The 22534-nt window shown below is 64.4% G+C and carries 15 protein-coding genes; 8 read left to right on the top strand and 7 right to left on the bottom strand.

Going from position 1 to position 22534, the window contains the following annotated elements; all coding sequences use genetic code 11:
* Positions 1–5: 5 nt before the first annotated feature.
* Positions 6–1166, top strand: coding sequence for an SPFH domain-containing protein (locus L1F31_RS03350; protein ID WP_265419280.1), 1161 nt, complete (start codon positions 6–8; stop codon positions 1164–1166).
* A 72-nt stretch (positions 1167–1238) separates the two neighbouring features.
* Positions 1239–1661 (top strand): organic hydroperoxide resistance protein, encoded by a 423-nt coding sequence (locus tag L1F31_RS03345; protein WP_265419279.1) that lies wholly within the window; start codon positions 1239–1241, stop codon positions 1659–1661.
* A 205-nt stretch (positions 1662–1866) separates the two neighbouring features.
* Here the strand turns inward: L1F31_RS03345 and L1F31_RS03340 are convergent, their stop codons facing one another.
* Positions 1867–3072, bottom strand: a complete 1206-nt coding sequence (locus tag L1F31_RS03340; protein WP_265419278.1) for an NAD(P)-dependent malic enzyme — start codon at positions 3070–3072, stop codon at positions 1867–1869.
* 804 nt (positions 3073–3876) lie between these two features.
* Between L1F31_RS03340 and L1F31_RS03335 the strand changes: the two genes are divergently transcribed.
* Positions 3877–6291: an HNH endonuclease signature motif containing protein gene (locus tag L1F31_RS03335; protein ID WP_265419277.1), complete on the top strand. Its 2415-nt coding sequence runs from the start codon at positions 3877–3879 to the stop codon at positions 6289–6291.
* Positions 6292–6532: 241 nt separating this feature from the next.
* The gene (locus tag L1F31_RS03330) at positions 6533–7228 is read left to right on the top strand and encodes a histidine phosphatase family protein (protein ID WP_265419276.1); all 696 of its coding nucleotides are present in this window, start codon (positions 6533–6535) and stop codon (positions 7226–7228) included.
* 62 nt (positions 7229–7290) lie between these two features.
* On the opposite strand, the gene L1F31_RS03325 is transcribed toward L1F31_RS03330, so the two are convergent.
* The 3 genes from L1F31_RS03325 to arsB are packed head-to-tail and all read right to left on the bottom strand — an operon-like array spanning position 7291 to position 10314.
* Positions 7291–8721: an FAD-dependent oxidoreductase gene (locus L1F31_RS03325; RefSeq protein ID WP_265419275.1), complete on the bottom strand. Its 1431-nt coding sequence runs from the start codon at positions 8719–8721 to the stop codon at positions 7291–7293.
* Positions 8714–9220, bottom strand: a complete 507-nt coding sequence (locus L1F31_RS03320) for an arsenate reductase ArsC (RefSeq protein WP_265419274.1) — start codon at positions 9218–9220, stop codon at positions 8714–8716. The genes L1F31_RS03325 and L1F31_RS03320 overlap by 8 nt, the downstream gene beginning before the upstream one ends.
* Positions 9217–10314, bottom strand: coding sequence for an ACR3 family arsenite efflux transporter (gene arsB, locus L1F31_RS03315; protein WP_265420380.1), 1098 nt, complete (start codon positions 10312–10314; stop codon positions 9217–9219). The genes L1F31_RS03320 and arsB overlap by 4 nt, the downstream gene beginning before the upstream one ends.
* 120 nt (positions 10315–10434) lie before the next feature.
* Here arsB and L1F31_RS03310 point away from each other — a divergent pair, with 120 nt between their 5' ends.
* Positions 10435–10821: an ArsR/SmtB family transcription factor gene (locus L1F31_RS03310; RefSeq protein ID WP_429860942.1), complete on the top strand. Its 387-nt coding sequence runs from the start codon at positions 10435–10437 to the stop codon at positions 10819–10821.
* Between the two features lie 11 nt (positions 10822–10832).
* On the opposite strand, the gene L1F31_RS03305 is transcribed toward L1F31_RS03310, so the two are convergent.
* Positions 10833–11363, bottom strand: a complete 531-nt coding sequence (locus L1F31_RS03305) for a DUF2000 family protein (RefSeq protein ID WP_265419273.1) — start codon at positions 11361–11363, stop codon at positions 10833–10835.
* Positions 11364–11412: 49 nt separating this feature from the next.
* Here L1F31_RS03305 and L1F31_RS03300 point away from each other — a divergent pair, with 49 nt between their 5' ends.
* On the top strand, positions 11413–12189 hold the full coding sequence (locus tag L1F31_RS03300) for a helix-turn-helix transcriptional regulator (protein ID WP_265419272.1): 777 nt from the start codon (positions 11413–11415) through the stop codon (positions 12187–12189).
* Between the two features lie 82 nt (positions 12190–12271).
* Here L1F31_RS03300 and L1F31_RS03295 read toward each other — a convergent pair whose 3' ends face one another.
* Both L1F31_RS03295 and L1F31_RS03290 read right to left on the bottom strand, forming a co-directional pair.
* On the bottom strand, positions 12272–14557 hold the full coding sequence (locus L1F31_RS03295; RefSeq protein ID WP_265419271.1) for a helix-turn-helix transcriptional regulator: 2286 nt from the start codon (positions 14555–14557) through the stop codon (positions 12272–12274).
* A 180-nt stretch (positions 14558–14737) separates the two neighbouring features.
* On the bottom strand, positions 14738–20029 hold the full coding sequence (locus L1F31_RS03290; RefSeq protein ID WP_265419270.1) for a YPDG domain-containing protein: 5292 nt from the start codon (positions 20027–20029) through the stop codon (positions 14738–14740).
* 800 nt (positions 20030–20829) lie between these two features.
* On the opposite strand from L1F31_RS03290, the gene L1F31_RS03285 reads away from it, so the two are divergent.
* Positions 20830–21348: a MarR family winged helix-turn-helix transcriptional regulator gene (locus L1F31_RS03285; protein WP_265419269.1), complete on the top strand. Its 519-nt coding sequence runs from the start codon at positions 20830–20832 to the stop codon at positions 21346–21348.
* A 200-nt stretch (positions 21349–21548) separates the two neighbouring features.
* The gene (locus L1F31_RS03280) at positions 21549–22451 is read left to right on the top strand and encodes an Ltp family lipoprotein (protein WP_265419268.1); all 903 of its coding nucleotides are present in this window, start codon (positions 21549–21551) and stop codon (positions 22449–22451) included.
* The last annotated feature ends 83 nt before the right edge of the window (positions 22452–22534 follow it).

Below are 22534 nucleotides of genomic sequence, written 5' to 3'. Positions count from 1 at the left end.
CACTCATGACTGGATTAGTGGCCACAGTCGCCATAATCATCGTCATCCTCGTCATCGCCGTTCTGCTCTTCGGCAAGCTGCGCACCAGCATGTTCTTCACGGTGAAGACGCAGGAGAATGTCATCGTCGAGCGATTCGGCAAGTTCAAGAAGGTTGCGAAGCCGGGACTGAATACGAAGGTGCCGTTCGTCGAGACGACGAGCCGGCCGATCTCGCTGCGAGTCCAGCAGCTCGAGGTCAATATCGAGTCGAAGACGAAGGACAATGTCTTCGTCACCGTTCCCGTCGCCGTCCAGTACGTCGTCGAAGAGGACAACGTCGCTGATGCCTACTACCGTCTGGCGAACTCTGAGGAGCAGATCCGCTCCTACGTCTTCGACACCGTGCGCTCGGCGCTGTCGGGGCTGACACTGGATACGGCGTTCGAGTCGAAGGACGATATCGCCGAGAACGTGGAGCGTCGGCTGTCGGAGTCGATGAAGCGCTACGGGTTCAAGATCGTGAGCACCCTCGTCACGGACATCACGCCTGACCCGAAGGTGCGCGACTCGATGAACTCGATCAACGCCGCACAGCGCGACCGGGTCGCGGCACAGTCGCTGGCCGAGGCGGACAAGATCAAGCGTGTGACCCAGGCTCAGGCGGAGTCCGAAGCGATGCGCCTGCACGGTGAAGGTGTCGCCGCTCAGCGGAAGGCGATCGCCACCGGTATCGCGGAGCAGTACGCGAAGCTGCAGGAGGTGGGCATCGACAAGACGGCCGAGCAGCTGCTGATGATGACTCAGTACTTCGACACCATGCAGAACGTCGCTCAGGAGGGACGCTCGAACGTGCTGTTCATGCCCTCGAACCCGGGTGGTCTGGGCGAGATGGGCCAGGAGATCCGCAACGCCCTGTTCGCCGCCAACGCCGCCGAGGACGGAGCGACCTTCACGGCACCGGAGAGCCGCTACAGCTCGAGCCCGAGCCATCGCTCCGAGCAGCCGGCAGTCCCGCAGCAGCCGACCAACCCACCGAGCTCAGGTGGGTCCGGCGGGTCCGGCCAGTCGAACTCGCAGTCGGGCCGGTCGGCAGGCCAGGCCGTCCGGTCGGCGGCACAGTCCGCGAAGTCGGCTGCGCAGCAGTGGAAGCAGGGCCAGCAGCCGCCGCAGAATCCCCAGCAGTAGTCGCAGACGCAACCGGGGACTCAGTCGTTGCGGTCGTTCACCTGCCACTCACCACGAACGGAAGGAAGAATCATGCAAGCTCTCTACACTGCAGAAGCACTGGCCACCGGCGAGGGCCGTGATGGCCGTGGACGGACGAAGGACGGAAAGGTCGAGGTCGATCTCGCCACTCCCACGGAGATGGGCGGCAGCGGCGAGGGCACCAACCCCGAACAGCTCTTCGCGGTCGGCTACGCGGCGTGCTTCCACTCGGCGCTGCGCCTCGTGGCCGGTCAGACCAAGGCGAACATCGAGGACTCCTCGGTGGGCTCACGCGTGAGCATCGGCAAGAACAACGAGGGTGGGTTCCAGCTCGCCGTCGAGCTCGAGGTCACTCTCCCGCACGTCGACACGGCCGAGGCCCAGGCGTTGGCCGACAAGGCGCACAAGGTGTGCCCGTACTCCAATGCCACCCGCGGCAACATCGACGTGACCATCACCGTCACCGACGACTGACCATCGGCGGGGAGGCTGCCAACTGCGGGGCCGCCCGCCCGGAGCCCCGCGTCGGGAACTCAACTGAAACTCCGCGCACAACACAGCTGAGGGGCGGGTGAAGATCTTCCTTCATCCGCCCCTCAGCTGTGCGCGGGCCCAGCCCTATCCGGACCGAACGGCCCGCGCACGCGAACGCCGCGTCAGCGCTTGGTCGAACCCAGCGTCAGCGCTTGGTCATCGCTTCGAGCGCGGACTTCTCGACCGCCTCGGCGACGGCCGGGGCCACACGGGGATCGAGCGCACCAGGCACGATGTACCCGGGAGCCAGGTCATCCCCGACGAGGTCGGCGATCGCCCGAGCGGCGACGAGCTTCATGTCATCGGTGATCTCGTCGGCGTCGGCGTCGAGCGCACCGCGGAAGATCCCGGGGAACGCGAGGACGTTGTTGATCTGGTTCGGGAAGTCGCTGCGCCCGGTGGCCACCACGGTGGCGTACTTGGAGGCGATGTCGGGGACCACCTCGGGGTTGGGGTTCGATAGGGCGAAGATGATCGCATCATCGGCCATGTTCTCCAGGTGCGCCTCGTCGATGGTGCCCCCGGAGACGCCGATGAAGGCGTCGGCTCCGTCGAGGGCTTCGCCGATTCCGCCGGAGATTCCGCGCGGGTTCGTCGACTCGGCGAGGAGCTGCTTCGTCTCGGACAGGTCGGGGCGTCCGGATTCGACGACGCCCTTCGAGTCGAGGACGACGATGTCGTTGACGCCGGCGTCGGCGAGGATCTTCACGACGGCAACACCGGCGGCGCCGGCACCGGAGACGACGACGCGGACGGAGTCGAACGACTTCTTCACCACGCGCAGCGCATTCGTCAGCGCGGCGAGGACGACGACGGCGGTGCCGTGCTGGTCATCGTGCATGACGGGGATGTCGAGGGCCTCCTTGACCCGGTCCTCGATCTCGAAGCAGCGCGGGGCGGAGATGTCCTCGAGGTTGATCGCACCGAAGGTCGGAGCCATGCGGATGATGGTCTCGACGATCTCGTCGGTGTCGTTGGTGTCGAGCACGATCGGGATCGCGTTGAGTCCCGAGAAGGACTTGAACAGGGCGCACTTGCCCTCCATCACCGGCAGCGAGGCGGCCGCGCCGATGTCACCGAGGCCGAGCACGGCCGACCCGTCGGAGATGACCGCGACGAGGCGGCCCGTCCAGGTATGGGTGCGTGCGAGCTGCGGTTCGTCCTTGATCGCGGTGCAGACCTTGGCCACGCCGGGCGTGTAGGCGATCGACAGATCGCGCTGGGTCTCCAGCGGGCTGGTGAGTTCGGCGGACAGCTTGCCGCCTTCGTGTGCGGCGAAGATCTCCTCATCGGTGATGGGAGTCGGCGCGTTCTGGCCCGAGCCGGTCGAGTTTTCGGCGGTGGTCGTCATGTTTGATCCTCGTGGTTGATGCGGCGACAGGTCGTATTCGCTGTTGCCGGCAGTGATCGTCTGAACGTGCGCCGTCGGGGGCGCGGTCTCGGCTGCACTCGCGCGGGTTTACGTGAGCCCGCAGGGTTCGCATGTTCACATGAGCCTGCGCAAATTCGCATGAACCTGCATGGGTCCGCGTGAACCCTGGTCGGTTCGCCGAGGCGGTCCTGACGAAGAACTGGTCACCAGTGAAGGATGGTGCGGTGACGTCTGCGCGTCCTGTGGTGCAGACCCTAGGTGAAGGGCGCCGCAGGTGCGCGCTGTGCGGATACGGCTCGCATAAGGGCGAGTGTCGACCTCATGGGTCGCATCCGGCAACCCCCACAGCATAACCGATGGCGTGACTCACTTCACCCGAAAATCCACCCCTCGCCGAGGTTGTCCGTCGTTTCGGTGGCATGTTCTCCAGACCATTGGCCGGAGTTCACGGCGCCGGTCGTCGGCAGCGACCGGCACTCCTACTCCTGGTCGGCCTTCCTGTACCACTACCGCTCCAGCCACCCGGTCCGGTCTGTTCCCGACACATGCACCTCCCCGACCCCGGGTGGTTCATGTGTCACCCCCTGCCTAAGTTCTCGTGTCAGTGCCGAATGGGAAGATGGTCAGACATCGAAATCATCGAGCGCAGAAAATCGACAAAGATTCGAACTATTTGAATATTTGCTATTGTGCATTGTCGTTCGATGCTCTACTATAGAATTAACAACTTTTCAATTCAGCTCCACTTCTCCGACGATGAGGTCCGAGGCAGGTGAAATCGCAATGAAGGGCACCACAGATTCGACACAGGCGAGCGCCGCCGAGGCAGCGTCGTCCGACTCCTCGCTGCGAGTCACCATCCGGTTCGAATCGAACATGACCCACTTCGCCGAGGCGGCCATGGTCTCTGATCGCGCCCGCTTCGAGGTGCTCGAGTCAGCTTCGGCGACTGTGCTCGAACAGGTTCTCCTCGGTTTGGACTTCGCCGTTCCCGAGGGAGCTCAGCCGTTCCGCTGTGCAACGATCGCCGGGACCTTGGAGCGCCGCCACCGGGAAGCCCAGGCCGAATACGACGCTGAGGAGCGTCGTCGCAAGGATGCAGGCAAGACCGTCGCCGGCGCGAGGTGCGTCGCTACCAAAGACGCGGGCAGCAGCGACGCGACCTCGACGGAGATCGAACTCTATGACGAGGAGTTCGCCCGCGCTCAGCAGGTTGCTGCGGACAAAGCCGCGGCGCTGCAGCTTCCCGACTTCCCGAACTTCACGCCCACGTCGTGGTTCGCGCAGTGGGTCTATGACAATGTGGAAGCGGACGACCTCGTCGAGATCTCGACGATCCTCGGCACGAACAGCGCCCGCACGTACAGGCAGCTGTCGGGAGCAATGACGGTTTTCTACGGGCTCCCCCGCTTCGCCGATCGCGTTCGCGCCGGCGAATTCACCCAGGCACACGTCGACGTCGTCACCCAGCTGTGCGCGACCGTGAACTTCGAGTTCCTCCCGAAGCTCGACGAGTTCCTCGCCGCCAAGCGCGCGGACATCACCTGCGAGACCCTTCGCCGGTCGCTGGCGAAGATGATCAGCATTCTCGTTCCTCCGGTTGCCATGACGGAGATTGCCGCCAAGCGCCGCCGCGTCGACGTCGAGGGTTTCAAGGACGGTTCGGCCTGCCTCACCGTCAGCGGCCCCTCTGCCGAGATCTTCGCCTGCTACAACCGCGTCCAGGCCATGGCACTGACCATTCATGGGAAGAACAAGTCGGCTCTCAACCTTCCTGTCGGGATGGCGATCTGCGACGAACGGTCCATCGACCAGCTCCAGTATGACCTGTTCGTCCGCCCCGTGCCTGAGCTGAAGGTCAAGGTCGTGTCCATCGACCCGGTCACCGGAATCCAGACGACCGACGAGAAGTCGATGCTCGACGCTGACGGAGAGCTCATTCCCGGCGTCGACACTGACGAGGGGCTCGCCGAGTTCGCCAAGACCGTGGGCGCAGAGCCCACGGACGCTGACGACGATTCGTCCAGCAAGGCTGCCGGCTCCGCTTTCCGCACTGCCGACTGCGGCGACGATGGCGACGGGCTCGGTCCGGCCGAGCATTGGGTGAAGGTGCGCATGCCCACCACTCAGTGGTGGCTGTCGAGCCAGGCGGCCACCGTCGCAACCGTGCCCTTCCTGTCGCTGACGGGTGACTCGGACCTGCCCGGTACCTTCTCCGACGGTTCGCCGATGCCCGCCGAAGTGGCACGCACGATCGCTGGACGTTCCAAGACCATCCAGCGGATTCTCACCGACCCGGCCACCGGAACCCCGATCGACGCGAAGGCCACGAGCTACCAGATTCCCAACGACCTGCGCAGGACGTTGGTCGAACAGTGGACCGTCTGCTCCGTCCCCGGCTGCCAGCGCAAGGCCGAGAAGTCGGAAATCGACCACGTCGTACCGTTTTTCCACCTCAACCCGCTCAAAGGCGGGCTGACCCGGTTCGGAAACCTGCACCCGCTGTGCAAAAAGCACCACGCGCTGAAGACCGCCGGTCGCTACGGCGTCACTATGCCCAAATCCGGAGAGGTCGACTTTGAGTTTCGGCACGGGATCTCGGCGAAGGCGACGGCTCCCGAGCAGCCGATCAACATCGCCCAAGCTCTCGAGCTCGAGGCTTTGGCGCAAGTCCACCTCAAGCGGTGGAGTCTGCCCAAAAGCATGGTTCCGCCTGCACCGCAGGTACTCGAACTCATGCCCGGCGAGTCGACGATTCGTGCGAGGGACGAAGCGAAGCGCCTCCAGGAGGAGCTCGCGGCACGGCAGCAGCGGCTGTCGAAGGCGTTCAAGGCCCAGCGGCTCGCGCGAGCGCGGCTGAGGCTCGAACGCTGCCTCGACTGGGAGAACTCTGTCTTCCAGCTCTGTCTCCCTCCCGGTTCCGACCCTGCCGCGATGAAGCAGCTGACAGGGGACGCCAGGTACGCCAAAGAGGTCAGGTGGGCGCGTCTGAACCACCGCGACCTCGACTCCATCAGCTACGACCCGAACAAGCCCGAAGAATCCGATCCCCGCAACACGGCTGAAACCAGCGCCGCGACGTTCAGCGGCACTGCGCAGTCCAAAGCGGCTGGAGCTGTTGACCCCTGGGACCACCGCTTCGTCTCGAAGAAGGTGAACTGGGACCACGACCTCGAGGCCGATCCCCCGCCGTTCTGACCGCGGGCCTCCCAACGGCGTCGAACCATCGAGAATCAGCGGGATCGAGGTAGCGAAGTCCCGCGTCGTTGAGGCAGCGACTGGGAATCACGCCCAGTTGCGAGGTGAATGCCTATCCCACTGCAGAACAATCGCGATCAGTGGAACGTCGCGCACGGTTACTTCGTCACCGGATAGGTTGGGTGTAGAAATCCAACCCCATTCGAGTTTCGACGTGGCTTCCCGACTGCAGGAGTGGAACATGAGTGTGCTCTATCTGATCCGACATGGACAGGCGTCCTTCGGCACCGACGATTACGATCGGCTCTCCGACCTCGGTAAGGAGCAGAGCCGCATCACCGGCCGGTTCCTCGCCGCCCAAGGCGTCGAGCCCGACCGGATCGTCCATGGTGAAATGCTGCGGCAGCGACAGACCGCGGCAGGCATCATCGAGGGTCTCGGCGGTGGCGCCGACCCTGACTCTGACGGCGGGCAACGGAGCACTCACTTGCCCGAGGCTGACGTCGACGCCGGGTGGAATGAGTACGCTGCGTGGGAACTCACTGGGGTATTGAAGGATCTCGACCCGCGGTCGAAGCACGACTCGAAGATCTTCCAGGGCGAGCTCGAACGCGGCGCCGCACGCTGGGCCTCAGGCGAATTCGACGGGGATTACACAGAGACGTATGCACGGTTCACATCACGCGTCGACCGTGCCCTCAGCGACGCGGTCGCAGCCATGAGCTCAGGCCAATCGACGATCGTCGTCTCCAGCGCCGGGGCCATCGCATGGACCGCAGCCAAGCTCATCGGCGGCGGCTTCGACCAGTGGATGGCGTTCAACCGCGTGACGATCAACACCGGCATCACGAAGATCATCACCGGCAGCGGCGGCACCAGCCTCATCTCGTTCAACGACCACGGCCACCAGGCCCCGAAGGACGCGACCTACCGCTGAGTCGCGCTGGTCGCACCACTCCGCGCCAGCCGAAGCCGTACCGAGCGAACTGAAATAGCGAGTCAGCTCAATCCCGACCGCCCGTGCTCCACCCCGGTGGGGATCCCGAGCACAAGCGGTTCCGCCGGTCCGCAGCAGCTTCCCCCTGCGGCCTGCGCTTCTGCTGGCGCATCGATCGTCGCATCGCACGAAGTCCCGATATCGGCCGAGCACACCCCTGTCTCGGGCAGGACGAGTTCGACTCTGTCGGCGGCTTCCTGGTCACCGGCGAGCGCTGCGACGACGGAACGAACCTGTTCGTAACCGGTGTACATGAGGAATGTGGGCGCTCGTCCGTAGGACTTCATTCCCACGATGTAGAAGTTCGGCTCCGGATGCGCAAGCACCCGGGCACCATGCGGGGCGACCGTTCCGCAGCTGTGATGTTCGGGATCGATAAGCGGACCCAACTGCCGAGGAGCTTCGACCACCGGGTCGAGGTCGAGTCGAATCTCACGCAGGAACCCAAGATCAGGGCGGAATCCTGTGGCCGGAACGACCCGATCGGCATGAAGCGTCACCGACTCACCCTCGGTTTCAGCCGCAACGGACCCGGCGCCGCCAAAGGCAGCAGCAACGGTCCCAGCGCCATCCGTGCCGAACCCGGTAATCGTCGTCGAGGCATGAACCTCGATGACTCCGGTTTCGACGAGGTGGCGAAGCCGCGCCCCCAAAGCGCCTCGCGCAGGCAGACCGTCCTGGTCTTCTCCGCCGTAGACGGATGCGGGATCTGCCCGTCTGAGCACCCAGCTGATTCGCGTCTTCGGTGCCTCGTCACGCAGTTCAGCCAAGGCCAAGAGTGTGTTCGCTGCCGAATGTCCTCCCCCGACGACCAGAATCCGGCGCCCGGCGAACTGCTCACGATCGCGGCCCACCACATCGGGCAGAGGTGAGGTCACGAACCCGCTGCGACGAGCCTCGACCTCACCGGGAGCTGGAAGTCCGCCCTGCCCGATCGGGTTCGAGCTCTCCCAGGTTCCCGAGGCGTCGATGACAGCCCTGGCGTGAAGATCGGCCAGTGTTCCGTCGGAGTTCTGAGTGCGGATGAGGAAAGGAGCCGACTCTCGCTGAGCCGTACCCGTTCGGTCCTTGCCGACGCGAGTCACTGCCACCACACGGGTCTCGGTGAGGATGGAGTCCCGGAGCTCAGTCGTCTCAGCGAGAGGCCTGAGGTAATCGCGGACGAGCTCGGCACCCGTGGGCAGGGAGTCACCGTCGGGCTCCTGCCAGCCGGTGGGCTTCAGCAGACCCCGCGCCGCCTCGTCGATATTGTATTTCCACGGAGAGAACAATCCGATATGACCCCATTCGGCCACTGCCGCCGCTGGGGTCGAACCCGCCTCGATAACAAGCGGACGGATGCCGCGCCTGACCAGCTGGGCCGCGGCCGCGAGGCCGACGGGCCCGGAGCCGATCACGGCAACCGGCAGATCAGCAAGCGCGATATCAGTCATGGGGAGCCTCCTCGGTGATCGGGCTCGACGTGGCCTGCGACGTCATGGACGTCGCACCGGCGTCAGGGACGAGATCGGCGATCAGAGCTTCGATGCGAGCCCGGATGTCATCACGGATTCTCCGCACCGATTCGAGACCCTGACCTGCGGGATCATCGAGCACCCAGTCTTCGTACCGTTTGCCCGGGAAGATGGGGCAGGCGTCACCGCAGCCCATGGTGATCACGACGTCGGAGGCGCGAACGGCATCAGGGGCGAGCAGCGTCGGCCGGTTGTCCGTGATGTCGATGCCGACTTCACTCATCGCCTCGACCGCAATCGAATTGATCGACTCAGCGGGCTCGCTGCCGGCGGACCGGACTTCGATGCGGTCTCCGGCCATGGCGCGGAGGAACCCGGCGGCCATCTGCGACCTACCCGCGTTGTGCACACAGACGAACAGGACGCTCGGCTTCGCGGACGACTGTGCGGAAGGCTCCACGGAAGAGGTTGTGCTCATGCTTGTTTCGCTCCATGTTCAGAGGTGGACGGAAAGAGACGCGGTCGCGCCCACAGCGCGACGTAGACGAGGGCGACGAGGATGGGCACCTCGATGAGAGGGCCGACGACTCCGGCGAGAGCCTGCCCGGAGGCAACGCCGTACGTTCCGATCGCCACGGCGATGGCAAGTTCGAAGTTGTTGCCGGCCGCGGTGAAAGCCAGAGTCGTCGTCTTCTCGTAGCCCAAGTGCAGTGCTTTGCCGATGATCATCCCGACAGCGAAGACGACGACGAAGTAGACGAGAAGCGGCAGTGCGATGCGGGCGACGTTGCCCGGGTGGGACGTGATTTCGTCGCCTTGGAAGGCGAAGAGTACGACGATGGTGAAGAGCAGTCCGTACAGTGCCCACGGGCCGATCTTCGGGAGGAACCGGTCTTCGTACCACGCTTGCCCCTTCGCCTTCTCCCCGACTGTGCGGGTGAGGAAGCCGGCTAGAAGCGGGATGCCGAGGAAGACGAGGACGCTGAGTGTGATCGCCCAGAAGGAGAATTCGCTGCTGGTCGTCGGCAGCCCGAGAAGGTCAGGCAGCCATTGCAGGTAGAACCAGCCGAGGAGACCGAAGGCGAGTACCTGGAACACCGAGTTGATGGCGACGAGGACGACGGCGGCCTCGCGGTCCCCACATGCCAGATCGTTCCAGATGAGGACCATCGCGATGCAGCGTGCCAGGCCGACGATGATCAGACCGGTACGGTACTCGGGCAGGTCAGGCAAGAAGAGCCAGGCCAGTGCGAACATGAACGCGGGCGCCGCCAGCCAATTGATGACCAGTGAGGTGATCATGAGCTTCTTGTCCGCCAGCACGCGCCCGGTCTCGTTGTACCGGACCTTGGCGAGAACCGGGAACATCATCACCAGCAGGCCGACGGCGATCGGCAGCGACACGTTCGCGACCTTGACCGAGTCCAGTGCCGCTGCGAGGCCAGGCACGAATTTGCCCAGCAGCAGACCGAGCGCCATGGCGCCGATGATCCACAGCGGCAGGAATCGGTCCAACGTCGACATCTTCGCGGCCACCGGCGATTCGGTGCGAGCAGGCGCCGTGGAATGCATGGTCCCCCTTGGGGTCGGAGTCGATTCGGCGCCGCGGTCGACCGCCGACGCATTGACGTTCATCGATACGATAGGACCACAAGGCATCGACAACTGTCAATGTATAGGCATAATGGAAGGGTGACCACTCACCCTGCACCTGCCCCCGCACCCGCCCCGACAGAGGCGGACGCCTGCTGCCCGTCGCTGACCGTCTCGCCGTTGAGGCTCGATGACGCTCAGGACTATGCGCGCATCCTCAAGGCAGTGGCCGACCCGACTCGGCTGCGCTTGGTCTCCCTCGTCGCTGCGCACGAAGGGCAGGAAGCGTGCGTGTGCGATCTCACCGAACCTGTCGGACTCGGCCAACCCACCGTGTCCCACCATCTGAAGATCCTCGTCGATGCCGGGGTTCTCCACCGGGAGAAGCGCGGTGTCTGGTCGTACTACTCACTCGAAGCCGCGACGCTGAACCGCCTGTCCGAGTTCCTCTCCCCGAACGGGTCGAAACCGCCGGGACTCGTTTAGTCGACCCCGGCTCACTCGTGCATCCGCGCGCCCTTGACCGTCCGATCCACGCCATTCTTCGCCCCGCGCAGCGCCACTCCGACGAGGTTGAGCTCCTCGGCGGGAACTTCCGCAACGGCCGCCCGGTTCGCTGCATCATGGCCGGTGGAGAACAGTTCCTCGGTGTAGACGGCGGTCGGGATTCCGCGCCCCAGCGCCTTCGATCTGATCGACTTCAGCTTGTCCGCATCCGCGGTCATCACCATCACCGGCTGGCGCAGCATCGGCAGGTAGTCGTTGCCGTCGGCGTCACGGTAGTTCTCTCCGACCAGCCCCTCCGAGCTGGTGGCGATGCCGGACATGAGGAACGCGGTGACGTTGAGCTCCTGCCACGGCTGCAGGTCGTTGCGAAGAACGACGACGACCTTCGTATCGAACCGGACCGGAACGCTCGGCTCGGCACCGGGGGTCGGGGCGGCCGCCTCGGTGACGGAATTCGGCTCGGCCGCCTCGGCGGAGGACGACGTTTCTGTTGGCGCTGTGGATTCTGTGTTCTCGTGCATGGATCCAGTTTCACCGGCCGCGCACACCGGGGTCTTGTACATTTGTTGCATGGTCGACGTCATCCGCGCCTGGCATCCCGAGGTCCCGCAGGTCCAGGAGGTCCTCCACGCCCGCTTCGACCATCATGCCTACCCCGCGCACACGCACGATTCGTGGACGGTGCTGCTCCTCGACGAGGGGGCCGTCACCTATGACCTCGACCGGCACGATCACCTGGCCACTCCCGCGGCGGTGACATTGCTGCCGCCGCAGGTTCCCCATGACGGGCGTTCCGCCCTGGCTGACCAGGGCTTTCGCAAGCGGGTCCTCTACCTCGACCCCGAGTGGCTGCCCCAGTCCGCGGTCGTTGCCGCTGCGGATGCGCCCACCCTGCTGGGCACGGATGCCCTGACCACCGTCACCGACATCCACTCCGCTCTGGCTGATCCGGCCGATGCCTTCGCCGCCGAGTGCGGTGTGCTCGCCCTCCGAGAGACCGCGCTATCCCGGCTCACGTCGACCGCGGAGACCGCGTCGGATGCGCCGTTGGCTCGCCGTCTGCGCGAAATGCTCGATGATCGTCTGCTCGAGTCCTTCACCATCGCCGAGGCGGCTGCCCAGCTCGGCGCCCACCGCAGCCACTTGGTGCGAGTGTTCACGTCCACGTTCGGCATCGCGCCCCACCGGTACGTCATCGGCCGCCGCGTCGATCGCGCACGCCGACTTCTGCTGTCCGGTCACTCCCCCGCCGAGGCGGCCGCGGAGTCAGGCTTTCATGATCAGGCGCATCTCACGCGGCATTTCCGCTCCACCTTGGGTACGACCCCGGGAGTCTTCGCGGCTTAGGTGACCGTTCGCCTGGGTTCGCCCCGATCCGCCCCAGCAGTATCGACCCAGACCACCCGAACTAGAACCCGGCCGCCCGCACCTACCGCTGCCGATGCGCGTATGCGACCGCCTCGGCGCGGCTGCGCACTCCGAGTTTCCGGTACAGCGCCGACAGACGGTTCTTCAGGGTTCCGGACACGACGCCGAACTCGCGGGCAATCTGCGCCACGGACTTCGGAGAGTCGATGGCGAAGAGCAGCGACTGCTCGGCAGGGGTGAGGTCGGTCGCGAAGTCCGGCGACAGCGGTGAAGTCTCGGGCAGGTCGAGCAGGCGTCGGCGCAGCTCGGCCGCCGTCACCTCCCCCGATCCGAACGACCGAGCCAGCGCCTCCCACATCGGATGGTCCGCCGACTCCGACACCAGAGCGTCCCGGGATGTCTTCGACAGCTGCGCGATCGCCAGCACCGACGACGTGATCGAGCAGTAGTCGAGCACATGCACGAACGTCTCGAGCGCGTCATCCGTGTGCCCCTCGTGATGGAGGATGTCGGCGCGCAGAGCCATCGCAGAGCTCTTGAGCCTCGGCCCCTGATCGCCGGCCAGCGTCTGCGCGGTGGCGGACCACAGCGGATCGTGTTGGCCGAAGACCAGCGCCTGCCGGGCCTTGACGATCGAATACCCGGGGCTCTGCGGGCTCATATGATCGCTGAGATCCTGCAGCGCCTTCTTCTCCCCCGCAGCCACGAGGACCGCGCTGGCGATGTTGACGATTCCGGAGAACCGCGTGCTCGGGATGTCGGCCATCGGGACGAAACGGACCCGCGAACTCTCCGCCAGCAGCTTCGCCGCGACCGTCGCCTGCCCGCTGTAGACAGAGTGCAGGCTGCGGACGATATCGGGAATCGGCCCGAGGTGTCCGGTGGCCTTCGCATCGTCGAGGCCGGCGAGGATCCGCTCCGCCTCGGCGAGGTCGAGACGGTCGAGGGCGCGCATCATCTCGATGCACAGCGCCGTGCGTTCGTCCGGCAGGGTCGCCATCCCGAATCGCGCTGCATTGTTCCTGGCCCGCTCCATATCGCGGTCCATGTCCGATCCGTGCCCGTATCCCATCCCGGCCAGGGCGTGTTCGACGAGCCCGGTGAGCAGGGGGTGCGGCGAGTTCGGCGTGTAGATCTCGGCGAATTGGACGACGCGCTGGAGCATGGCCATCGCCTCGGTGAAACGTCCGGCGACGTTGAGGTTCCGACCGTGTTCGAGGTTGAGTTCGGCCTGCAGCATGAGCGTGGGTCCGGGTTCTCCCTCGCCGAGGCGGCGCAGCCGTTCCCGCCCCACCTCGAGGATGTTCAGCGCGAGCCTGTTCTCCCTGTTCAGGCGGTGGGTGCGTGCTTCCAGCGTGGTGAGCACAGCCACCTCGTCGGCGGACAGCGGCAGTGCCGGATTCGCCTGGAGCTTGCCGTGGAGTTCGGGCAGGACGATGCTGTCGAAGTCGGTGGCGGCCAGCATCGTGGGGCCGTCATCGGTGCCGAGTTTCAGTCGGGTCGAGTCGATGCGCCGGGCCGCGCTGCGCGCCAGGGTGAGGATCGGGTTCCGGGCGAGCACATCCTCGGGGACCCTGAGGTAGGCCTCGATGGCGGTGGGCGCGTCGAGGAAGACGTTGACCGAACGGCGCGCCCACGCCCGTTCGAGCACCAGCCAGTTCTTCGTCTCGACGACGAGGTCGACGACCTCGGCGATCCCGGAACGGTCGTCCGAGCGCATCCGCCCGAACATATTCGAGATGGCGGCCCCGAATGCTTCGCGCGGGTTCCTGCGGGCGGTGTTCGAGCCGGTCGCGATCACCCGACGCATGAGCATGCGGATGAGCGGCGGGACGGTGAAGACCTCGTCGGTGGCGGTCGAGATGGTCAGCAGACCCTGCCCGAGGAGGAGGGATGTGAGTTCTTCGGGTGTCGCTGTCGCCGATTCGGCCACCTCGGCGGCGGCGAAGGCGGAGTGGACGAGGTCGACCGTCCCCGAGGTGATCCGCGGTGCCCATGCGAACAGGGTCAGGAGGTAGAGGGCCCCGGCCTCCCGGGTGGTGCCGTTGACGACGGGGGTCAGTTCAGGTGAGAGCATCGCGTCGATGCGATCGGGATCGACATCGGCGGCGGAGATGCCCGCGTTGGCGCAGGCCCGCACGAGCGTGTCGGCGATACGGATGCGACCGCCGCTGCAGGCGAAGAGCCTGTCCAGGTCGGATTCGGAGATGGCGTCGCCGCGGTCGACCGCCTCGGCGAAGGATGCGAGCGATGTCGCACGCGGTCCGAACTGAGCGTCGAATTCGGGAGTCGAATTCGCAGCGGAGTCTTCGGGGTCTGCTGAGCGAGCGAGGTGGGATGAGGTCACAGTTCGGGTCTTCTCTGTCATTGCGGCGGTGGCCGCCGGGCAGTGGGTGACTGCCATCAGGAGGGGAAAATTCGGTGCTGGGTAAATGTCAGGGTACCGCATGAAACCGAGACCGCTGGTGAGCCGCGAACATGTCACGGCCCACCAGCGGCGGAATCGGTGATTCACCTCATCGGTGCATCAGCCTTGGGCTCGGCGGCGGACCGCGACGATCGCGACGACGCCGGCTGCGATGAGCAGCGAACCGGCCAGGCCGAGTGCGACAACCCCGGTTGCGCCGGTGCGCGGCAGGTCGCCGCCGTCGGACGAGGCACCCGCGTTCGCGTCGCTCGACGATCCAGCGTTCGCACCGTTGGAACCGGCGTTGGAGCCGGCGTTCGCCGTCGCCGAGGTGGTCGCCCCCGCGTCCTTGTCCGCTTCCGTTTCGGATTTCGATCCGTCCGAATCGGCACTGGACTTAGCGCCGTCGGCGTCGGCCTTCGCAGTCGATCCGTCAGCCTTCGCGTCCGTCTCGGCACCGTCGGCATCGGCCTGGGCATCCTTCTCGGAACCGTCCGAGTCAGCCTTCGCGTCCTTGTCCGAACCATCAGCGTTTGCTGCCGCCTGAGCTGAAGCCTCAGATGAGGAGTCAGCGGTCGAGGCAGCCTTCGCAGCAGACTCGGCGTTCGCTTCCGCTGCGGCCGAGGCCTCAGCGTTGGCGTTATCCGAGTTATCAGCGTTCGCAGCCGCAGAAGCAGCCTTGTTCGCCGAGGCGTTCTCCTCCGACGTGGCATCTGCCGACGTTTCAGCCGATGCATCCTCGGTGGCAGCCGACTTCGCGGCAGCTTCTGCATTCTTGTCAGCCGAGGCAGAGGCAACATCGTTGCCATCGGCATCAGCGGCCTTCTCGGCAGCAGCCTGAGCAGCAGGGTTGCTGTCCCCATCAGCCTGAGCTGACGCCGACGCGGAAGCGGCAGCGTTCTTGTTCACATCAGCCTGAGCGTCCTTCTCGGCTCCGTCGGCATCAGCTTCCTGAGCACCGTCGACGTCAGCCTTCGCACCCTCAGCTGCAACGTCGGACTCAGCGCCGTCAACGTCAGCCTGAGTATCGGCCTCAGCCTGAGCGTCCGGGTCAGCAGAAGCACCCGGGTCGGCGGCATCGGTTCCGTCAGCGTTTGCTGCAGCGTTTACCGACGCCTCCGACGACGAATCAGCGGTCGACGCAGCCTTGGCAGCCGACTCAGCATTGGCCTCCGCTGCGGCCGAAGCTTCAGCGTTGGCGTTATCCGAGTTATCCGCATTGGCGGCAGCCGACGCGGCCTTGTTCGCCGAAGCGTTCTCCTCCGACGTGGCATCTGCCGAGGTCTCAGCCGATGCATCCTCGGTCGCGGCCGACTTCGCCGCAGCTTCTGCATTCTTGTCAGCCGAGGCAGAGGCAACATCATTGCCATCGGCATCAGCGGCCTTCTCAGCAGCAGCCTGAGCAGCAGGGTTGCTGTCCCCATCAGCCTGAGCCGAAGCCGACGCGGAAGCGGCAGCGTTCTTGTTCACATCAGCCTGAGCGGCCTTCTCGGCTGCGTCGGCATCAGCTTCCTGAGCACCGTCGACGTCAGCCTTCGCGCCCTCAGTTGCAGCGTCGGGCTCAGCGCCGTCAGCCTTCGCGTCCTGCTCGGCTTCAGCCTGCGGATCCGAAGAGGCACCGTCGGCGTCAGCCTGAGTATCGGTCTCTGTACCGTCGGCGTTCGTCGCGGCCTCAGCCGATGCCTCAGACGAGGAGTCAGCGGTCGAGGCAGCCTTCGCAGCAGACTCGGCATTGACCTCGGCAGCGGCAGAAGCCTCAGCATTGGTGTCGTCCGAGTTATCAGCGTTGGCAGCAGCCGAAGCGGCCTTGTTCGCCGAAGCATTCTTCTCCGACGTGGCATCTGCCGACGTTTCAGCCGACGCATCCTCAGTGGCAGCCGACTTCGCAGCAGCTTCCGCATTCTTGTCAGCCGAAGCCGAAGCAACATTGTTTCCGTCAGCGTCAGCAGCCTTCTCGGCAGCAGCCTGGGCAGCCGGGTTGTTGTCACCGTCAGCCTGTGCAGACGCCGAGGCAGAAGCGGCAGCGTTCTTGTTCACATCAGCCTGAGCGTCCTTCTCAGCACCGTCGGCGTCAGCTTCTTGGGCACCGTCGACGTCGGCCGTTGCTCCGTCGACAGCCGCATCTGACTCAGTGCCGTCAGCCTTCGCATCTTGCTCGGCCTCAGCCTGCGGATCCGAAGAAGCGCCGTCAACGTCAGCCTGAGTATCGGTCTCAGTACCGTCGGCGTTTGCCGCAGCCTCAGCCGATGCCTCAGATGACGAGTTAGCGGTCGACGCAGCCTTGGCAGCGGACTCGGCATTCGCTTCCGCAGCGGCCGAGGCCTCAGCGTTCGCGTTATCGGAATTGTCCGCATTCGCAGCAGCCGAAGCGGCCTTGTTAGCTGACGCGTCTTTCTCAGAGGTGGCATCCGCTGACGTTTCAGAAGACGCATCCTCGGTGGCAGCCGACTTCGCAGCGGCCTCAGCATTCTCATCGGCGGCGGCCGAAGCGACATTGTTTCCGTCAGCTTCGGCAGCCTTCTCAGCAGCAGCCTGAGCGGCGGGGTTGTTGTCCCCATCTGCCTGAGCTGATGCAGATGCAGAAGCCGCAGCGTTCTTGTTCACGTCAGCCTGGGCATCTTTCTCAGCACCGTCAGCTGCAGCATCCGACTCAGTGCCATCAGCCGTCGTATCCTGCTCGGACTCAGCCTGCGGGTCAGCAGAGGCACCCGGGTCGGCGGTATCTGTTCCGTCAGCGTTTGCCGCAGCCTCAACCGATGCCTCCGACGAGGAGTCAGCGGTCGACGCGGCCTTCGCAGCGGACTCAGCATTGGCTTCAGCTGCGGCCGAAGCCTCAGCGTTGGTGTCATCCGAGTTGTCCGCATTCGCGGCAGCCGAAGCAGCCTTGTTTGCCGAAGCGTCCTCCTCAGACGTCGCGTCAGCCGAGGTTTCAGCCGACGCATCTTCAGTGGCAGCCGACTTCGCCGCAGCTTCCGCATTCTCATCCGCTGCAGCTGAGGCGACGTTGTTCCCGTCAGCATCCGCAGCCTTCTCGGCAGCCGCCTGGGCAGCAGGGTTATTGTCCCCATCAGCCTGAGCCGACGCCGAGGCAGAAGCCGCAGCGTTGACGTTCGCGTCCGAGTCCGGTTCGTCGACAGTGACCTTGACGGTCACCTCGTCGGTCGAACCATCCGGGTAGGTCACGACAACCGGCACCTCGATGACGTCGCCGGGCTTGGCACCCTCAGGAATCTTGACGTTGATCTCGCCGGTATCCGGATCAATCGTCACCCCGTCAGGCGCGTTCTCTCCGGGCTCGAACTTCGTGCCCTTCGGCGGCTGGTCAGCCTCCACCTCGTCGGTGGACGGATCGTCGAAGGTCGGCGCATCGATCTTCACGGTGTCACCCGGCAGCCCCGATCCGTCTTCATACTTCGGATCGGTCTCCTCGGTGACCGGAGTCGCAGGAGTGAAGACCGCCTCGGTGAAGTCCTTCGACCCATCCGGGTACGTGACGACAACCGGAACCTTGACGTCACCGCTGTCGGGGAACTTCGGAATGGTCACCACACCGGTCTTCTCATCGATCGTCGCACCCTCCGGCGCATCGGGACCGAGCTCGTACTTCGTGCCATCGGGGGCAGCAGCGGACTCACCCGTCTCGCTGTTGACGAACTTCGGCGGATCCGACTGCACACCCTCGGTGTCCGGATCGCGATCCTCGTTGACGACGTCGTACTTCGGATCGATGTCCTGGGCGGTCTCGGCCGAGACGATGAAAGAATCAGCCGCAACATCGTTGCCTCCGGAGACGAGGACAGCGTGGAAGAACTCGCCGTCCTTAGCCGAATCGGGCACGGTGAACGTGCAGGCGTCGACCTGAGCGTCGATCGACGTCGACTTGTCCAGCTCGCAGGATTTGAGCACCTTGCCCGAGTTGTCGCGCCATTCGATGACCGACGGCAGATCCGACAGTGTTCCCGACAGGTTGAGTTCGGCGGTGTCGCCCGGACGTGCGGGCTTGTCCGTCTCGTTGTAGTTCGTGATGTCGAGGTCGACAGGCAGGTACGGCATCAGCGCGAAGTTGACGTTGTAGAGGCTGTTGACGTTCTTGCCGTAATCGGCCCGGTTGGTCGGCAGCAGAGCATCGACCGACTGGTTCTCACCGGGGACGGCCTGTGGTCGCCAGCCGCCTCCCTGGTTGAAAGCTCCGAACACCGGCTGGTTGAACCCGGTGTAGCCCTGGATGACGGTGTCACCCTTCTGCACCCACACGAACACGTTCTGCGGATCGAGGAAATCCTCGCGGTTCTGGCTCTTGTCGGTGTAGTCACCGAAGCGCAGCGAGTAATCGCCCTTGTCGTTCGTCTGTCCCTTGACGGTCTTGAGGATGTACTCGGGGTGCTCCTCGAGCATCTTCTTCGTCTGGGCCGGCCACTCCGCAGCGGGGAAGTTCTTCTTCATCTCCGCGTTGGCCTTCGCGCCCTCAGGCGTCAGCGTCGAGGCGTAGACGGTGTAGCCCGTCACGCCCTTGTCCTTGCCGTTCTGCGACGGTCCGGTGGCGACGTTGATGAAGTCTCCGTCGCCGGTCTCGAGCCACACGCGTCCGGAGATGACGTTCTTCTGCTTCTGCTGAACGGACGCTCCCGCCAGCGGACCCTTCGGATCGTCCGTGACACCGTCGGCGTCGACGAGGTAGGAGTTCTTCGCCGAGGGGGCGACTTCGTAGACCTGAACCGAGGTCAGCTGCATGGTTCCTTCGGCCACAGCGAAGGCGCCCAATGATGATTCCGTCGGTTTGACGAATCGGCCCGGAGTGAACCCGTTGACCTGACGCAGGTAGTGCAGGGTGTTTCCCGTCGCCTCATCCGTCTGCGGTTCGACCCAGAGCCGGTACTCCTGGTTCGGCTTGACGTGGTATTCGTGCTTGACGCCGTTTCCGTCGGTCCACTGGATGCCGCCCTTGCCCATACCGAAGGCATACGTGCCCTTGCCGCCGTTGCCGCCGACGACTCCCTTGACGGTGTGGGTCTTCGCGCTGAAGATCGGCGAGATCGAGCCATCGGAGTCGCGGAACTGCGCGTAGACGGTGACGCCATCGAGCTTTTCCTGACCGTTGTCATAGGTCGACGACGGGTTCGAGTCCACGGTCGATTTGAAGACGTGTCCGGAGATGAGTCCGGCACCGACGCCGTGTGCGTCGGTGAGGTTCGCGCCGACCGTGACACGCCCGGAGGCGATCGCGTCGGCGTCGATGATCTGCGAGGCCTGAGCCGCGGCCTTGGTCGACGACGACGGTGCCGAATAGGCAGGAGATGAAATGCCGATTCCGGTGCCGAGGGTCGCAGCGACCGAAAGCGTGAGACCGGTAGCGACCACGCAGGCATTGCGCTTGACGGCAGAGGCATTCAGCCATGTTCCACTTCGGGACATAGTTGACCTTTCAGGATTTGACTAACAAGTTACTGCAGCAATTACAGGCAAACGAGGGGAATGCAACATTGTCCTCCTGGCTGCATTTGCAGAATACTACGAATCTGCCGCATTTCTACTATCAGTAACAGAAATAACTACAGAAATAACCTACAATACGGAAATGTTCATTTCGGAATATTTCAATCCTGAAATAGACGGTATTGGATACTCAAATCCTGAAGGTTCAGCAGGCCCCGAACGCCCTGCCCCCGGCGGCTCCCCGCCGCCGCCCAGGACGCAACAAACCGCGGAAATCGTCGCGAATCCTCACTGCACATCCGCCTTCACTAACCGCGCAGAATTGCCTATGATAGCGCAACCAGGAATCCAACTCGACATTCTCGTACATTCGCTCACGACAATTCATCTGCCCGAGAATTCTCCTCGGGGAACGCGTGCTTCGCCAACATCTCCGGTAAGCACCGACGGCAGCAAAGCGCCTTTCAGGCAACCGGCACGAGAACAATTGCGGACGATTCTGTATTATCAAGACTGCACGGCCTGATGAGCGAGATGACGACTCGAACACCTGCGGGATCTCCCCTATCGATCCCGGTGCCGCAGAAGCATCGTCGCTCCCCACGGCAGTGCACGACCGTCGCAGCCTGCCACCACCGCCTCGGCGCTGGAGCCCCACACCACAGCAGCCTCGACGGCGAATCCGCAGTGAGAACAGTGACGCAGCACACCCCCTCGACGCCTAAGATGACGTCAAGACCCGGGCCAGTCCTCCCCGACCGGCCGCAGGAAGGACCACCATGACCCACGACAGAGTCGAAGAGTACTTGAAGCGCGCAGCCGACGCCGGACTTGGCACCCTCGACGAATCACGAGCACTCGGTGCCGTGTACCGCGTATCGCGCCTCGCCGAGATCTTCGAGCACCACCAACGGACCTCGCTCGGCTACTCCCAGTATTCCCTCGAAGAGACCGAGGTGCTCATCGTCCTCCTCTTCGGCGAGGGCCTCAACTTCACCCCGAAGCAGCTGGCCGACGCGGTCTTCGTCTCGCCCGCCAATATGACGGCGAAGCTCAGTCGACTCGAGGAGGCCGGACGCGTCGAGCGCACCCTCAACCCCAGCGATCGCCGCAGCATCGTCGTCAAGCTCACCGAACAGGGACGCGCAGACGCCACGGAAGCATTCCAGCGCCTCATCGCTCACGCCGATGGGGTCATGAGCCCGCTCACGGACGACGAAGTCGCCCAGTTCTCCGGGCTGCTGACGAAGCTGCTCATGGCCAACGGGGATGACGCGGGAGACGTCGCCGAGAGCTGAGCAGAGCCCCCGCAGGGAGACCCCCGCTTCCCTCGACCTCAGGACCCCTCAGCCCAAGCAACCCCACCCCTCAAGCTCACCATTCCGGCCGCGCAGGGACAGTTGTTATCCAAACGAGACAACACCTGGTGTACTTAGTTGAAATTTTAACTTATAGTTGAACATGCAACTACCTCCTCTTCGAACACCCGGACGTGATAATGACACACCAACCGACCGTGCCCACCTACTACCAGGGCCCGTGGACTCCTCAACAGCCGCTCGTCAGCCAGAAATCGTTCCTCGCCACGTGGCTGCTGGCTTGGCTCCTCGGCGGACTCGGCGCCGACCGTTTCTACCTCGGCAAGATCGGAACGGGAATCCTCAAGCTCATCACCTTCGGCGGTCTGGGTGTGTGGGTGCTCATCGACCTGATCATGACCCTGCTCGGGGCACGGAAGGACAAGCAGGGACTTCCCCTGCGCGGATACAACGACCATAAGAAGGTCGCATGGATCGTCACGGGTGTCTTCGTGGTGCTCGGCCTCATCATCGGCGGCGTCTCCGCGGCCAATGCTCCGGCATCGACAACAGACAGTTCGTCGATCGTCTCCGATGCTGAAGACGCGGCGGAGGAAGCTCCCGCGGCCGACGTGGCTGAAGAACCTGTCGAAGAAGCCGTCGACGCGGAGCCTGCAACCGAAGACGAAGCCGCCGAAGAGCCGGCGGCCGAAGAACCTGTCGCGGACGAACCTGCAGACGAACCCGTCGAAGAAGAGCCGGCGGCCCCGGCCGAAGAAGAGAACGATTCGAGCGTTCCTGCCGAGTACCAGTCGGCGCTGACGAAGGCCGAAACGTACTCGGACATGATGCACATGAGCAAGCAGGGCATCTACGATCAGCTGACCAGCGAATACGGTGAGGACTTCTCCGCCGAGGCCGCTCAGTACGCCATCGACAACGTCCAAGCCGACTGGAACCAGAATGCTCTGGAGAAGGCTCGCGTCTACCAGGACGATATGGCGATGTCACCGAACGCCATCCACGATCAGCTCACGAGCGAATACGGCGAGCAGTTCACGCAGTCCGAAGCCGACTACGCGATCGAGAACCTCAACAACTGACGACTCACGTCACCAGGCCGGAGGCGGGCGAAGGGCAAGTGCCCTTCGCCCGCCTTCGTGCGTATCGGTCGACTTCGCGTCTA

This window comes from Brevibacterium spongiae (genome assembly GCF_026168515.1).
In the GTDB taxonomy this organism is placed as follows: domain Bacteria; phylum Actinomycetota; class Actinomycetes; order Actinomycetales; family Brevibacteriaceae; genus Brevibacterium; species Brevibacterium spongiae.
This window is presented reverse-complemented; position numbering and strand designations above follow the sequence as displayed.